The organism is Exiguobacterium sp. s11 (assembly GCF_018619015.1).
Classification (GTDB): Bacteria; Bacillota; Bacilli; order Exiguobacteriales; family Exiguobacteriaceae; genus Exiguobacterium_A; species Exiguobacterium_A indicum.
This window is the reverse complement of the sequence record NZ_JACSNF010000005.1, coordinates 123,599-139,604: the sequence shown is the minus strand read 5'-3', so window position 1 is coordinate 139,604 and position 16,006 is coordinate 123,599. Positions and strand designations below refer to the sequence as shown.

Here is a 16,006-nt window from a genome sequence, read left to right as displayed (position 1 = left end):
ATAATAGGAATATAAAAATTAAAGCCAATACTTTTAATTTGAAATTTCACTAAACTGTTCACCACCTAGCTCTTTAATAATAGATACATAACCATCTACAAAACGAGGATTTACTGCTACCGCGCCTCCTGGATTTTCTGTAGAAATAATTTTCACTTTTATTGTATCTATATTGATCTCATCAACTTCAATAACCATATATTTATTTAATATTTCATTTAAACTATCATGATTTATTTTCATTTCCCAAACTAACCCTTTCGCATAGCTAGCAAGCGCTTGGGGGGTTGATTCAACAAGTAATTTCCCCTCTTTAATGATCCCTACTTTTGTACATAAAAATTCAATATCTTCTACAATATGCGAAGAAATAATTACAGTTTTTTCTCTAGAAAGTTCCTTCAATAAGTTTCTAAAACGTATTCTTTCGTAAATATCTAATCCAGATGTCGGCTCGTCAACTATGATAATTTGAGGATCAGTTAAAAATAATTGTGCAATCCCAAGTCTTTTTCTCATTCCACCAGATAAATTTCCAACTTGTTTAGTTTTTGATTCAAGTAAATTTACTTTTTTAAGTACATAATCAATTCTCTTTGCTCTTTCATCACTATTTTTTAACCCTTTAAGTATTGCAATATGATTTAAACAATCTTGTACAGTTGCTTTCGGGTATAAATTAAAATCTTGTGGAAGATAGCCAATCAGATTCCGAATGTCTTTAATCTTCTTAGGTTTTATACTAAGATCATCTGAATGCTCTAAGTCAATCGTTCCATTATCAACACTAATAATGCCTGCAATAGCTCTCATCAATGTTGTTTTTCCAGCACCGTTTGGTCCAATTAACCCGTATATTCCTTCAATATTTAGTGAAACATCATCTAAAATACTTTTTTTATTTTTGATTTTTGAAATATTTTTAATATAAATCATTTGTTACCTCCTGATTTAATCAATTGATTTTTTAATTGATACCATGTAAGTTCTTTGTTCCTCATTAAATCGTTCCATCTTCTTAATAATCTTGCAGCTTTGTCATCATCACTTGTGCTAATAAAGTTGATTATTTCTTCAATATATTTTTTATTTTTTTTAGATTCATTGTCATATACTTCACTGATCCAAAAATCACCTTCCGAATACTCTTCTTTTGCTATTTTATGCATTTTATTAATGTAATTTGTTGTTAAGACATTAAATATGATTGGAATATTGTCATTTTCGGTATAGTTATTTTGTATTTTCCATGTCATAGCACCTACGAGTTGATATGAAATATCTTTGCTCATGATATCAAAAGTTAATTTATTGTGATGTTCATAAGGACTTACTAAAATAAATAGATTTTTGTTTTTTTGGTACCACATAGTTTCTGTAGGTAAAACATCATTTGCGCCTCTTCCAGGTACAATATAAATATTTTCAGGAAATTTATAAGCTTTTTTATGAAAAACTTGATTTATAAGATTAAATGTTTCTCTTAATTTGTCAATGTATTTAGCTATAGTCTCAATATTATTTTCCCAAGTAATCGGGTACACAACACGATAATTATTAATGGTTTTGTCTTTGAGCTCACCATAAATAATGTTTATCCCGCTATCACTTGTTATTTGATACGTATTATTGTTTTTTTCTCCAAGACTATCCATTAATTGAACGTTGCCATTCAATTTTAAATTGAACTTTATTTTTGATGTATCATACACTGATAATCGCGTATTTGAATTGTAAACACTTTTCATTGCAGGATTTACTGATTTTACAGGGTACCACGAGAAATAAAATGGTAAGTATGCATGTGATGCTTTAGCTTCCATAAACGGAGATGAACTACCTTTATAATTAATAACAATGGACTTTGTCGGTCTATCTAAGTAAATTTTTAAAAAGTCCTTATCTTGCTTAAATCTAACTACTTTTCTCTCCTCATCTTTTATAGAAGATACAGAAAATTGATGATATAAAGAAAAAACTTTTTCACCCTTTTCTTCGTCTTTAAAGTAAATCTTCACTTCGCTTTTTAACTGATTCTCAATGCTCAATTGAATATCGTATTGTTTAATGTCGTAATCAAAGTTCTTTAACGAGTTTACTTTTTCAGGAGTATAGTTGTAATAGTAATCCAACTCGTTGATATTTCTTTTGTTAAATTTTTCAGGTGTAATTTTTTCATTTTTTTGAAAATTTGAAAATCCTACTACTAACACCGGTATAATGAGCGTTAGTGCTAAACTTTTTTGGAATTTAAAAAACGAATACGAATTATTAAATAATTTGATTGCTATCAATAGAAACAGCATTAACGTCCAAACGTATTTATTTGTTAGATCTCCTTGCGGAAATAAAAACCCGCTTAATGCGTTGTAAGACATTTGAGGATTATCAATTCCAAGATGAATAAAGGCAGGGATCTCTTTCATGCCGAGTATATTAAAAAATGGTTCTAAAACATAAACGTTTGTAGGAGAAAGGACCAGCCATATTAAAATTAGTACGGAATAATTAATTTTACTATTTGAAATTTGTCCGATGTAAAATCCAATTAAAGAAATAATTAAATTTGGGAAGAACCAATACAGCATAATAAATTTGATTGAGTTAACGTAGATTTCTGATTCTCTGTATCCTGAAAAATAGAATATCATCAATATTATCAGTGTAGATCCTACTGAGAATAAGATGTTATTTACAAATACAAAGAAATAATTTGAAATACTTTTGACACTTATACTATTAGGTATCGAGCTAAAAAAGTTATTAATATCTTCTTTTGTTTCAGTAATTGCAGCATGATAACCTAAAAAAACAAATACTAGCATGCTCCCCTGTATTAAGAAAGACGACAATTGTAGAAAGTTCCCGGGGTTAGAGATCTCGGACAACGTGTATGTATAGATCATTATTGATAGATAGATAAAGCTAAAAAGTGAAGATACGATAAATAATGGATTTTTGTAATTAATCTTTGAATAAAATACGAATGAATTTATGATTTTCTTCAAATTATTCACACCTTCTATATGAAATTAGTATAATAAGACCTTTCTAATTATTAGAAAGGTCTTATATCATTAATCTGTAATCTTTACAGTTCCGCGGATATCTTTAGAACTATATTCTGCCCATGCTTCTGCGTAATATGTGGATGGTGCTGGAGAAAATGATGATTTTACCTCTGTAACAGGGCGAGCATAGCTAGTATGAACAGTTGGATCAGGTAAAACTACAATACTTTTTTTAGCGTATCCGATTAATTGGAATGGTCCTCCACCGCTATTAGTTACTGTCATACGTGACGAGCCATCGTGAATATTAATTTTTCCGCCCTCAGCACTTGCTGTATAGTTTAGTGATGCTGTAGATGTTGCTGCTGAAACACTCGTTGTTGCTAGTAAAACTGCCAATGCACCTAGTGCTAACATTTTAGGTGCAGTTTTTTTGTTGCTAACTGCCAAATTAACCATTTGTTTATTTCCTCCTTTTAGTTTTTATAAGAACGTTGTCTTATGTCTTAAAAAGAGGTAATTTATACGATAATAACAACTTGCTGATTAAAATGTCGTTTTTAATTTTTTATTACATTAAACTAATGGATTCGTTTCTTTAGTATCTACTGGTGAAGTTTTAGTCATTGCAGATTCAATTTCAACTGAAAGTTTCTTATCATTTTTTCTTTCCTCTTGATCTAAAATAGTGACAGTTTCTCTTGAACGATCATTTAGCCACTCGATTTGAATTTCCCTTAAAAAACTAATCAATGTAGCCACACGATCTGCATACAAATTAAAAAATGGCTCACAAATTTTTAAGATAGCATGTATCACTAAGGCTGCAAAAAAATAGATTACAAAATATAAAGCTAATGTTTCATTAGTGACTTGCCCCTTATTGGAAAGAGTCGAAATTAAGGTGACGCCTAGAACGACGAATGGAAAAGCGACACCTAACTGTTTCTGATTTCCATCTCGCTCTTCAGTTAATGTTTTTATAAGTACATCAAGTTGAGCACTGTTAACTATACTTTCTTCATTTAACTGTTTTTTTAATGCTATTTTGTATTCCTCATTCTTATTTACAAAAAAATCTGTTTCTCTTTCTAAATAATTAAAGTAACGATATGTTCCTATCGCAAAACCAGCTGGTAGTATCCATGAGACAAGAAGTACAAAATAATTAGATAATAGTGGAATAAGAAGAATGCTCACTAAAAAACCACATAATAAAAGAATACTAAATAAAAACTCTTTCGTTTTAAATCTCTCTTTAGTCTTTGGATTGTAATTATTTTGATGGAATATAATCAGTTTTCGCATTTAATCAGCTCTCCTTGCACATGTATTTTTAAGTTCACATTTAAGTAGATTGTTTGACGATTAATTAAACCATCTATCATTCTGACTACTTGCACTCCTAATTGATGAATCGGCTGATCGATAGTGGTAATATCGATTGCTTCAGTAATCAATTGATTATCAAATCTGTCACAGCACATTTTTTTGGAATCTTTATTTTTAACAGTCTCGCTTGGTGAATGATTCCTGCTGCCACATAATCGTTTCCGACTAAAATTACTCTAATGGATATACTTATAAAATGCATTTTTACGACTTTTTCCAACACTGCTATCTGGATTTCTTAAACAAAGCGCTACGCTTTGATATCTACTCTCCTAAAGGTGATTCATGGCTAGTTCAATTCCATCGGAATGATCAATGTATATTTGAGAATGATCTCCTTTCGACCACTCACATGATACTATCGGACCGTATTTACTGATTTCCAGCAAGACTGATGCTGAAGTCACTGTTGGAGCAACCATTAGCCCATCAATTTGTTTGTATCGTAATTGGTCAAACGAATGGCCTCTAAAACAGCTTCTCTTTTTGCTCTGTTACACAAAGATGATTATTTAGTACGCGTGGTACAGTGGATCGTGATACGATAGCTAATCAATCAATTTTTGTTATTTTTGCCATTATACCCCTTTCTTGTGTCAATATTTTGGTATTTTAATCATATCAAAAATGCGAGACACTATATCAATTAAAATATCTAAAAAAACAATGGACGAATAACGTTTCGATACCACTTGATCCATTTAAAACGCGATACAAAAGGCTGTACACTCTCCGCATGTCTTTTTTATTGCCAGCTTCCAGCTTGTTCGCTTGCTAAGTTTAATCATAAATTCATCATTAAGAACAGCAAGTAAAGAAGAGCATATATACAAAGCAAGTCCACAACTTATTATCAATATCCCAATAAAAAAATAATAATCAGCTAGTAGATCGATTCTCTGAATCAATCTCATTCGTAATATGAATATTTAATCCATCTACTAACAAACCAATAATGAAAATATGTATAAAACTTAACAGATTAGATATACCTTGTTTAATTAGACCATTGATAAAAATCAGTTCACTCCCTATTGTGAACACTCAAAAACCAATACTCATTCCTATATTTCGCTCTAATGCGATATTCAGTGCATCTCAAGGTGCTATACCTATACTAGCTATGATCATAAGCACGACACGGAGTGAAAGTGTTAACAACCCTTCTAGATACATTGCCCATCTCTTTTTACGATTCATACATTTACTCGCTTTATATACTGTTCTTTCACCCGACGCGATGACAAACAATTCTTATTTAAAGGATCAAATTACGGAAGATCATCCGACGATTGAATAGATTGTTGAAGTACTGATTAAGAATGGTATTAAACCTGAATTAGGACACTTTCAAAAAAATGACCCTACTATACTTCAGAGTTAATTGAGAAAATCATCAAGGTCGCTAAAAAGGCAAACCACTTTACAGATTCTACACCTATACTTATAGATCATTTGTTTAATGATATGCCATTAAATTTTATGCATACGTGGAGAACATCAGAAGGAAAGAAAGTCAGACTACATGAGTTATACGATTCAGAAATCCAAAAATGGTCGCTTGATAATATTTGCGAGAAAGTAGGACAAGTTCCAGGAACGTTGATTAAAGCTGCTGCTGCTGGAGATATCACTATCTGTATGAATTTTGATAGCGAACATGTAGATTTGGAAGTTGTAAGAAAAGTAGGAAAGTTGATTGGCACTCGTAATATCATTGCGATGATTGATCGAATTGATACGGCTACTATGTGTGGTCAAAATCTGAAGAAAAATGAGGATAATAATTTATGGTATCAAAGCAAAGGTTATATGGCTGCAGGATCCTAATACAATTGATCGCCTCATGCATAACATTCGATCGATTGGTTTCAACGAATCAAAGATTTGGAAGTTGACTTCATTTGTTCCACTTCGTGAAGCGCACTACTTGAAACAATTAAAGTCTCGAGAAATCGTACCTTTTAGTTTTATAAATGAAACTAAAATCAGAACACACTTTAAAGCCTCTAATCCTGAATTAGTATTAAAATAAGCTCATTACCATTCAAAGGAGGTGATAATATGGATCGAATTCCTTATGCGGATACAGACTCTACATTAACTGTTAGAGTAGAATTGCAACATGCAGCAGATGTATTTTTAGTAGATAGCATCAATTATCAACATTATAAAAGCGGCCGACGTTTTAAGTACTTTGGCGGTCACCAAACAAGTTCTCCAGTAACCATATCTGTACAAGGCGCTGGACGGTGGTATTTAATCGTCAACGGAAATACAAGGTATTATTATCAGTTCTTTTAACAAATAATCTATAACTACGGTTTTCTCATAGAAGTAGACAGTCGAACGAATAATACTGCCTACTTCTATGATTTTTTTATTCAAAGTTAGCGAAAAGTAATATTCATAAGAAAGTAAACAAGTTAACCGTTTAAACGAATTCTCTTATCGTACCTGATCCTATGACTTTTCTGGTATTTCATTAATAAGTAATTTCGCTTTCGTTCCATCAACAAATCCGATTTTGGAAAGTAAAACAGAATCACTTTCCTTAGACTTTGAATACAATTCTTCGATTTTCTCATTCCATATGGTGTGATCTTCATCAGTCATCACCATAAAGAGTCTTCTCATGAATAGCAAATGAATTATTAACCTTTTGTCATAATGAAATCGTCTCAATTCTTCTATGTACAATTTGTCATTCTCATGCTCTTTCGGAATTAAATTGAAATTAGTACCGTAAATTTTACCTGTGTGTGACACTACATTTCTTAAGTGTCTTAATGAATCAATCCAGCTTGCTAATAAATCGCCTAATAGCCTATTTTCTTTGGCATTCGTAGTCATTTTTCGAGCCACAAGAGTTTTATACTGAGGAATCAATAAGCTATAGAATGTTGAAAGACTACCTAAAGTCATTAAATCAAACAATAACCAGACTGGTGTAGCACCATAATTCTGTTCATGGTGTTTAATCGCTTCATGCTTTTGTTTATTAGCTTGGATCGTTTTATAGAAATTTTCATATAATTTATTAACTCTAATTACTCTCTCCTTCTTAGTTCTAGAACGTTTCCCTTTCTCCTCGAAATAAATATCTTCATCTAAATAAAATTGAGCAGGTTGAAAATTATCTGATTGATAATTTTGAGCTAATATATCGATAATGGAAGACCGCAAGAATACTTCTAGTCTAGAAATCAAGTCGTGTAGCCAACTTCGTAAGTAATGATCGTAACTATAAGTTGCTTTCACCGCAGTAAAGCTTTTTTCAATGCCTTTACCAAATAAATCATTTGAATAGTATTTGAACGTGTAATAATTTACTTTTCTTAAAAAATCCTTACATTCATTCTCTTCTTCCAAAGTGAAAGACATATTATCTTTTTTCAATTTTTCAATCATTTCTTCTATTGAATAAGGAGATTTCATAAGAAGCTTTGTTTTTTGCGGTTGATCAAAATAAAAATTAATTTTGTCAATGTCTCTTACATCGTAAAGCTCATCTGTATAAAATAATTGTTCAACATCTACAAATTTAATTTTTTTGGAATTATCCATCTTAAAAAAAACTCCGCCTTGAATTTTGACATAAAAAAAGGCCAACTGTGTTTCGCATTGTTAAGAGGCGTTAGTTGACTGCTGTTACTTTTATTATACTTTTATTCAATCAAAAATCAACTGTTTTATTTGTTAGATACTTTTTACGTTCCAAAAAATTGTGTATTTAAAAATCACACTATTTCTAAGTACATAAAATTTTAAGCTGTTCATGAGATCATAATAAAATCAGCTATTTTAAACTAACCTTTTATTAGCATACACTATTATTAAACTTCTAGAAAATAAAAAATAGCTTAATTTTTCGACATCGAAATGTATACTTTAATTTATCTTATCATTTTTTGATTAGATATTTGAATTATGCTATTTTATATGCCTTTGTATTCTTTATTAATTTCTGTTTGTATAAATAAATAAGATTCTTATGCACAAAAAATGTACAACCTTCTTCATGAATAGACTATGATACCTCTTTATAAGATAAGGGGAATTTTTTAATATATATTCACATATAGAAGATAAGTAATTTTGGTCTAGTATCAATAATACATCTACCGATCATTCGAGTAACATTAAAGAAACGGTGCTTGTTTCCTTTATTAAATATATGAAAGACTCACGGGACCCCATATTATCAAAGATAAAAAAATCATTTGAAAACAGCTCATAATAATTAAAAGATCGCATTTAGATTTACTCTTATTAGTTTATGAATTAGTTGGTAAGGTGGTCGTTGATTTCGATGTTTTGGCTGACCCATTTGATTTTGTGCAAAGCAATATAACTTCTGATGATTTGAACTCAGTAAATTCCTGAATTTATTCCCCATTGCTTCAACGCCATATCTACCTAGATCGCCCCAAGCTAAAAACACAGTATCAGCCCACTCTATCGCTTCTTCTATTGCCTTCTCATTAATAGTATCATTGATAAAGTAATCTTCATTAAGAGCTTGAGAGTCGGGATTGATAATTGGGCTTATATTGACAATTTTAAGACTACCCGCCTTAAAATACTTTTGCGCATATTTTGTCATAAATGTTACTGTTGGATCGCTGAATCTTTCATTAGCATGACTAGGATTCATCATAACTACGGTAACTTTCTGACACTCCTCATTCGTGTTCCACATAATATGTAAACTATATCTTTTTATCCCGTCTTTACTAAAAATAGCCTTATGTTGCGCATTTTGAATGCTTAACTCCTGATCCTTGTTTTGCAAGTCTATTTCAAATATACTTCCTTGTTCATGAATCCATTTTTGTAACTCTTCGTAAAATTTAGCTTCTGTCATATTATTAGATAATCGAACAGAACTCTCTAATAGCAGCCGATTCATCATTTTTCTCCTTTGATTACGAACTATCATAATATATTAATATTTCAGTTGCCTTAAGAATTTTTTGATTAAATAATCCCTTTGAAATTACCTATAATACAAAAGAAGCTTTTTTAACGGTATGGAAATTCCGCATTGCTTCATTCTGCCAATTCTTTGATCATATAGTTTTTTTATTATCTCTTTGCTTTGAGTAATGCTTTCGTGATGAATTCGTTTATGACAAACTGAGCAAAGCATTACAATATTAGCAGTTACATCTAAGCTATACTCGAATTCGTCTTGAAACTCCATTGGTATTAGATGGTGTGCTTCGACATAATTTTTATTTGTCACTTTAGAAATAAAGTTCTGGTGTAATGCATCATATTCACAAGTATAGTCGGAAGCAGTTAAAGCCTTTTTGACAATAGATTTACTTCTGACCCACTTTTGATTTGATTTCATATTATTTATTCTGATCCGTTGAACTGGAATATCTTCATCTTCAGGATCACGATGTGGCAGTTCAATACGTTCCATTGCCTCTTGATCCTCTAATTTGCTTAGGGATGTAAATGTGATTTCTTTGGATAAAAGTAAGCACATCATATTGTAAAAATACAAAGTGTTAATTATTCTTTTAGCATTACTAAATTTGTTTAGATGAATGCCAGATTGTTGAACCTCCTGAAGGTTAATAGGAATAAATGTAGCTATTGAAGAAGGAAAAAACCTATAGCTACCCGTATAACCGTTTTGGGTTGGAGAAGAATATTTAATTACTTCTTCTAAAACGGCAGAAGCAATTAAGTGAGAGTTCCACTGAAATAATACAAGAGATCCCCGTTCTATATTCATTCCAGTTTTAAATTGATACAGTTCAGAAGGGAGTGTATGTTGAAACCATATTTGAACTTCTGCAGTAGTTTTATCTCTAAATGTTAAGTCTTTATTAGACATTGGTAATATTCGAATGCTATCGCCTTTTGAATACGGGAAAAGATTTATTAAATAATATGGATTAATTCTTACTTTTTCTGTTCCATAAACGGTTTTCCAACTTGAGTTATTTCTATTAGCATCGATAGCTAAACGTGTAAATTCGGAATGTAGGTTTTTATTCTTTAAAATAAAGTAATCCCGACTTTTTTGTCTACTAAACAAGCTAGTCATTGCATAGTTGAAAGAAGCGGTCTTATAACTCCCTCTAGTTAAATCATAAAGTTTTTCTCCAATTTCTGAAACTAGGTATTCATTTTTCCATAATCGATTGTCTTCTTTAATACTACTCAAAAACAATTGAAACAGTGTGTCTACATTCGACAATTCTTATTCACCTCAACTTACCGTGTATTTTAATACACTTATAATACTCATATAGATTAAAATAAATTGATAACTTAGACATCTACCTTAGTTTGAATAACCAATGACATGTCTCGATACAGCTTCAATCGTTTCAGAGTCAATTGTATTGATAGCTAAAGTGTACATTGTATTTAGTCGAGGATTGAATACTCCTAATTCGGATAACCCAACAAAATGGTCTTTAAGTTTTGATCGACATCCCATTAAATAATAGATCAGCAGTTGCAATGTATGTTCGATAGTAGGACTATTTTTTGAAACTTTCATTTCCCATAGAGCATGCGGAGTTAAATAATCCGCATCTCCCTTAGTGATAATATCTGTATACCCACCTTCAAAAATAATTTTTTCTTGATTGACCGGCCCATATTCTTCAAAAAAATGTAGACTTCTCATTACCATTGTTTTGATATTCTGAATCGTTTCATCGTCTGGATTAATCGTTTGGACAGGTTTATACGTATTTTTCGCAGCACGTGCTAAGCTCTCATATCCGCATAATCTACACGCATTAAAAATCGATTCTTCATCTAACCCGTGTATCTCCGATCGTAGTTCTGATGCATACTCAAGATCTTTTACGACCAATGCCCCATTCATAGGAGAAACAAAGGCCTTATCATCACCTTGGCAAAAGCGCGTCAAATAATCTACGACAATGCCAATAAGCGTTGGATGGATGTTCTCATTTAAAGATAGTTCAATTCCATCTTCAAAACATCGTTTATTAAATATTTTTGGAGGAATATAACCACCTCTTGGTTGCTTAACAGAGTCACTTTTTTTAATTGCTTGAATGCGTTGTGTGACGGATACCATACATATCACCTCAATTTAAATATAGAGACAACTTATTATTATTTATCGAGTTCATCTCTTAATCATTAGTATATCGATTATTGTGCTATTTGTATGGATAATCCTTCCACCTTATCATTTTTTGATATAGGCTGTATTTTTGTTAATACTCAGAACGCGATGATGGTGAATCATAAGCTATTTAGCAGATTAAAAGAAACCACTTTTAAGCTATAGATGCTCCATATTTAAAATAAATTGATTTGTATACTTTCGATGTCGAAATACCGTTGAACGTAATATCTGTTACTTATATAAATTTATGTAAGATGACTAAAAATAATTTCACTGCAGTTTTCATTTTTATAATGAATTTCAACTCGCTCTTATGATAATTTCTTTTTAGTGAATTGAGTCAAATAAGCTCATGATATACTATCTATAAATATTTAAGTTGAAAGAGGGATATATATGTCATCCAATGAAATGAAAAATAAATCGTTTCGTCTTTCTGAAGAAGTTACTGAAAAAATTGGTGAATTATTAAAAGGACGTCAAATTACAACCAATCAGTTATTTGAAGAGTTTATTGTACTTGCTGAACAAAGAGAGATTGATCCGAAACTCAGTGAAGAGGATGCTGTATTAGAATCATCGCTCAAGCAGATTACGCTTCTCTTTCAAGAACGTGCAGCACGTCTTGAAGCGTTCCAATACGAAAATCAACGCATTCAATCTCGGCACTTAGATACAGTTACTAAGTTAGAGTCAGAAGTGCTCCAAGCAAAAGAAAACATAGAAGCAGAATACGAAGAAAAAGTCTCTAATCATCAGCAAGAACTTCAAGACATGAAAGCAAAACTGGAACAGACAGAAAATGAGTTAGTTCAGATAAGACAACAACAAGAAAAATTAGAAGTATCTAAAAAGGAAGAAATTACTTCATTAAAACGAGAAGTATTTCATTTGGAAGGAAATATTACTAAACTTGAGGAAGAACGCGATCACTTGTATCGCCAAAACAAAGCTTTAACTGATCGAATCGATGAATTGAAAGCACGTACCGAGCGTTCCGAGCAGTTAGAAGAAGAAAATCGAAAACTATCGCTAGCGTTGACCATTGCGCAGCGGGATCAAGAATCGTTTGAACGTCGACTTCACGAACAAGTTGAGCTAGCTGTTTTACGAGAGCGTACACAATCATCTCTCGATAGTAAAAATGAGTAATCGATTAAGCTGAAATTATCAAAAGACCGTTCTACTAAGACGTAGGACGGTCTTTGTCATTTAATTACGTGCGTAAGTATTGCTCCAACGCTGCTCGTATGATTTGATCAGGTTTCATTCCTTGATCTTGCGCTCGCTTTTTCAGCGTTTGGTACAATGGATCATTTTTGTCAGAAAAATCTACATGCACACGTGCTGGTTTTGGCTGTAAAGGAGCTGCATCAATAACATTTTGTTCTTTCCGCTCATTTAACATTTTTTTTACTTCACGCAATTGCTCACGTGTCATTTCGTAGACCGTGAACTCTCCATCTTTTATCTTATACTTTCGCTCTTCGAGCAACGCGATTTTTGGATCTTCTGGCCATGTTAATAGTTCAGCTAATTTAGAAGCACTGAAGTCATGTTGAATCGCCTTGTCTAAGATCGTTGGTCCAAACACATTCCAAAATGAAATAAAACGACTGACTTGAGGTTGAGACATTCCAATATGATTTAAAAAATCTTTCCAACTTCCTTGCTCCTGTTGAAACGCCTTTTTAGTTTCACCATCACGGAATACTTCATTTGCATGGGCTAGAATACGACACTTCTCAACAAAACTTGTTGCTTGGATTGTATCAATATGATTGTAGTACTGAATAATACCTTCCATGTCTTCCGGAAGACGTTTTGATAGCACACGTGATAAACCGACAGCTGGAAGCGACTGATACGGATTTGACATAGCAGGCGCAGCAAACTTCTTCACCGCTTCGACTTGCTCTTCTCGTAACGCTTCTGTGCTCTCTTCTTGAACAAGTTTTTCAGCTACTGTGCTCTGAAAGCTTTTGAACGTTGCTTGTCCTTTTTTACGTCGACTGCTCATAGGGCAAGTACCTCCTCTGCTAACTGTAAGTAAGCATCAGTTGCTGGACTCTTATGGTCAAGAACAGGACGTGCTTCTCGTTGTAAGGATTGGATTTTTACGATGTATGGGATTGTCGTTAGTACAGGAATTCCAACTTCTTCCCCTAACTCCTTTAACTCGTCCACAGTCGTCATATCTCCTTTAGAGCGCGCATTCACCATTGTTGGAATAAACGCTGAGATATGAATATCTTCCTTGTATCCGTGTCTCATTTCTTCTAACTCTTCCGGAGCTGTATAGACAGCATCCATCGAGAATTTCTGCATCTGTACCGGCATGACGATCCGATCTTGCGCAACGAGAGCACAACGCGCATATGGATTTAAAGCTGACGTCGATCCTGGGCAATCAATCAAACAAATATCAAACAAGTCTTCGATTCGCGTTAGTTCTTCAATCAAGCGGTATTCATATCCCATCTGACTCGTCAGTCCGGTAGGAGAGGCAGAGCGACGCGTTGGTACTAGGTGAATTGTCCCTAGTTCATAATCACAGGTAACAATCACTTGTTCAATCGGCGCGTACAAGGGATCGTATTCTTCAATCAGACAATCAAGGAGCACTTTTCCATCGTAATCATCCGTTAAGCCTAGTCCATTCGTCGTCGATGCTTGGTCATCTGCATCAATGACGAGGACGCGCAATCCTTGGCGTGCATACGCGTGGGCTAGATTAATCGTGGTTGTCGATTTTCCGACGCCACCCTTTCGATTATATAAGGCAATTTTTTTCACTGTTCCTTCTCTCCTTCCACGATCTCACTTTGATCTTTAATAATGTCCCGCTGAATTGTCTCTTCAATCATCTTTGAAATGTATTCACTAATGCTGAGCCCTTTAGCACGAGCAAGCACATGAATCTGTTCTGATGTTTCTGTCGGAACTCGTGTAGAAAGGACAGTCGATGTCACTTCCGGTTGTTGAAACGATTTGACTTTTACTTTAGGTGTCGTTGATCGAGCAGCACGGATTTCTCGGACGGTTGCTTGTTCGAGCGACTTTCTTCCCTCTTCTATCGGAAGTCCATTTAATACAATGTCTTCTGGATCATCGACATACATCAATTCAAATACTTTGGATGCCGGTAACGTTTGAAGTTGTTCTTCAAATGGTTCTAGTGTGTCAAATGCTTTGACGTAACGGGAAGCGAGTGAAGTTGACATGTTGACCACTTCTAAAAACGTACGCCATTCTTGTTGATCGTGCATCTCGGATTTAGCAATCGACAAACGCTTACCAATCTCGAAAACGGAGATCGTTTGAATCTTCGCTAACTCTTTAATTTCGACAGCAAGGTTCTCCAAATCACGAGAAACGGGTAATTTCTGCACGACGGAACTCAAATCGGTCAATCCACTCCGATAAGGATGTTGATCCTGCGGTCTGACTTTATGAATTTGTTTATTCCGTGCTTTCATGTTTCGGTCCTCCTGTCATCAAGAGTGCTAGCTCACGAAACGGTTGTGCCAGTTCGATGCCTTCTTTCGACTTGTACTGTAAAACACTCTTTCCGCTATCTGCTGCCTTCTCAATAAAAGCAGCACGTCGTATAGATGGGAGCACATGTAATTGTTCAGCTGTTGCTAATTGCTCCATCGCTTCTGCATATTCGCGATCCCCTTTTAAACCAAGATCGAGTGCTACTGGCATAATGCCTGTTAGCTCAAGTGAAGCGTTATAATACTTCTTCACTTGTCGAATCGTTCGAACTGTACTTCCTAACTGATCAAATACGAGCTTTTTCGGCATAAATGGAATGACCACATGGTCTGCGCACGACAAGACGACTTTTGAGAGTTCGTTGATCGAAGGGACTGAATCCAGAATGATCCAATCAAACTCATCGGCAAGAGGTGCTAATAAGTCCTTTAATAGAAAAATCTTATCTTGTTCAGATATTAAATTGATTAAGCGTGCATTTCGTTCATTGGAGGGAAGAAGACTGATATTATGTTTTTCATCATCAAATAAGATCTCTTCTATTGCTAATCCTTTAGATTGGACGTCGTACAGTGTCATGTATTGAATCGTATCCGACACTTTCAGCATCAACTTACTTAACGATCCTTGGGGATCTAAGTCGACGAGAAGAGTTCGATATCCGAGCTCTCCAAGGGCATGACCCATATTTAGCGAACAAGTTGTCTTTCCGGATCCTCCTTTTGATATGTAAAACGTCATAATATTCATCATCTCTCCCCTTTCTTTATTCATCATGGCATACGGTTGTTTGGTTTTCAATAATTTTTATCAATCAAAAGACATTAAAAAAAGAAATGATATGTATACAAAGAAAATAACTTGTAAACATTTCGACGTCGAAATGTTTACAAGTTATTTTAGATTTTACTTATGCACTTTTGTTTACACTTTTAATTCGTATCTGAAGTCCTGAAGTGATTTCTGA

Annotated in this window: 16 protein-coding genes; 3 read left to right on the top strand and 13 right to left on the bottom strand. The window is 33.4% G+C overall.

What is annotated here, in order from left to right:
* Nucleotides 1-33: 33 nt before the first annotated feature.
* The 5 genes from KNQ12_RS14605 to KNQ12_RS17275 all read right to left on the bottom strand — a co-directional run bounded on the left by KNQ12_RS14605 (nt 34) and on the right by KNQ12_RS17275 (nt 5,317).
* Nucleotides 34-936, bottom strand: coding sequence for an ATP-binding cassette domain-containing protein (locus KNQ12_RS14605; protein ID WP_214749164.1), 903 nt, complete (start codon nt 934-936; stop codon nt 34-36).
* A complete protein-coding gene (locus KNQ12_RS14600) occupies nt 933-2,825 on the bottom strand; it encodes a hypothetical protein (RefSeq protein ID WP_214775489.1) in 1,893 nt (630 codons plus the stop codon). Before KNQ12_RS14600 ends, KNQ12_RS14605 begins: the two co-directional genes overlap by 4 nt.
* 252 nt (nt 2,826-3,077) lie before the next feature.
* Nucleotides 3,078-3,470, bottom strand: a complete 393-nt coding sequence (locus tag KNQ12_RS14595; protein ID WP_055966292.1) for a hypothetical protein — start codon at nt 3,468-3,470, stop codon at nt 3,078-3,080.
* 117 nt (nt 3,471-3,587) lie between these two features.
* The gene (locus KNQ12_RS14590) at nt 3,588-4,319 is read right to left on the bottom strand and encodes a hypothetical protein (RefSeq protein ID WP_214749170.1); all 732 of its coding nucleotides are present in this window, start codon (nt 4,317-4,319) and stop codon (nt 3,588-3,590) included.
* Nucleotides 4,320-5,104: 785 nt separating this feature from the next.
* Nucleotides 5,105-5,317 (bottom strand): DUF6198 family protein, encoded by a 213-nt coding sequence (locus tag KNQ12_RS17275; protein WP_483297640.1) that lies wholly within the window; start codon nt 5,315-5,317, stop codon nt 5,105-5,107.
* A gap of 553 nt (nt 5,318-5,870) precedes the next feature.
* Here KNQ12_RS17275 and KNQ12_RS14585 point away from each other — a divergent pair.
* Both KNQ12_RS14585 and KNQ12_RS14580 read left to right on the top strand, forming a co-directional pair.
* Nucleotides 5,871-6,233, top strand: coding sequence for a hypothetical protein (locus tag KNQ12_RS14585; protein WP_214775487.1), 363 nt, complete (start codon nt 5,871-5,873; stop codon nt 6,231-6,233).
* Between the two features lie 234 nt (nt 6,234-6,467).
* Nucleotides 6,468-6,707 (top strand): DUF1883 domain-containing protein, encoded by a 240-nt coding sequence (locus tag KNQ12_RS14580; protein ID WP_214749176.1) that lies wholly within the window; start codon nt 6,468-6,470, stop codon nt 6,705-6,707.
* A 159-nt stretch (nt 6,708-6,866) separates the two neighbouring features.
* Here the strand turns inward: KNQ12_RS14580 and KNQ12_RS14575 are convergent, their stop codons facing one another.
* The 4 genes from KNQ12_RS14575 to KNQ12_RS14560 form a co-directional block, all read right to left on the bottom strand.
* Nucleotides 6,867-7,970, bottom strand: a complete 1,104-nt coding sequence (locus tag KNQ12_RS14575; protein WP_214749179.1) for an Abi family protein — start codon at nt 7,968-7,970, stop codon at nt 6,867-6,869.
* Nucleotides 7,971-8,646: 676 nt separating this feature from the next.
* Complete coding sequence (locus KNQ12_RS14570) at nt 8,647-9,315, bottom strand: DUF1643 domain-containing protein (protein ID WP_214749182.1); 669 nt, start codon at nt 9,313-9,315, stop codon at nt 8,647-8,649.
* A gap of 87 nt (nt 9,316-9,402) precedes the next feature.
* Entirely contained in the window at nt 9,403-10,623 is a 1,221-nt protein-coding gene (locus tag KNQ12_RS14565) for an HNH endonuclease (RefSeq protein ID WP_214775485.1), read from the bottom strand.
* 87 nt (nt 10,624-10,710) lie between these two features.
* Complete coding sequence (locus KNQ12_RS14560; RefSeq protein ID WP_214749188.1) at nt 10,711-11,484, bottom strand: hypothetical protein; 774 nt, start codon at nt 11,482-11,484, stop codon at nt 10,711-10,713.
* A 450-nt stretch (nt 11,485-11,934) separates the two neighbouring features.
* On the opposite strand from KNQ12_RS14560, the gene KNQ12_RS14555 reads away from it, so the two are divergent.
* Entirely contained in the window at nt 11,935-12,690 is a 756-nt protein-coding gene (locus KNQ12_RS14555) for a hypothetical protein (RefSeq protein ID WP_214749191.1), read from the top strand.
* A 64-nt stretch (nt 12,691-12,754) separates the two neighbouring features.
* Here the strand turns inward: KNQ12_RS14555 and KNQ12_RS14550 are convergent, their stop codons facing one another.
* The 4 genes from KNQ12_RS14550 to KNQ12_RS14535 are packed head-to-tail and all read right to left on the bottom strand — an operon-like array spanning nt 12,755 to nt 15,780.
* Entirely contained in the window at nt 12,755-13,558 is an 804-nt protein-coding gene (locus KNQ12_RS14550; protein ID WP_214749193.1) for a hypothetical protein, read from the bottom strand.
* On the bottom strand, nt 13,555-14,334 hold the full coding sequence (locus tag KNQ12_RS14545) for a ParA family protein (RefSeq protein ID WP_214749195.1): 780 nt from the start codon (nt 14,332-14,334) through the stop codon (nt 13,555-13,557). Before KNQ12_RS14545 ends, KNQ12_RS14550 begins: the two co-directional genes overlap by 4 nt.
* Nucleotides 14,331-15,017: a DUF3102 domain-containing protein gene (locus tag KNQ12_RS14540; protein ID WP_214749198.1), complete on the bottom strand. Its 687-nt coding sequence runs from the start codon at nt 15,015-15,017 to the stop codon at nt 14,331-14,333. Before KNQ12_RS14540 ends, KNQ12_RS14545 begins: the two co-directional genes overlap by 4 nt.
* Nucleotides 15,001-15,780 carry a ParA family protein gene (locus KNQ12_RS14535; RefSeq protein WP_251055859.1) on the bottom strand — a complete coding sequence of 260 codons (780 nt, stop codon included), beginning with the start codon at nt 15,778-15,780 and terminating at the stop codon, nt 15,001-15,003. Before KNQ12_RS14535 ends, KNQ12_RS14540 begins: the two co-directional genes overlap by 17 nt.
* Nucleotides 15,781-16,006 lie beyond the last annotated feature (226 nt).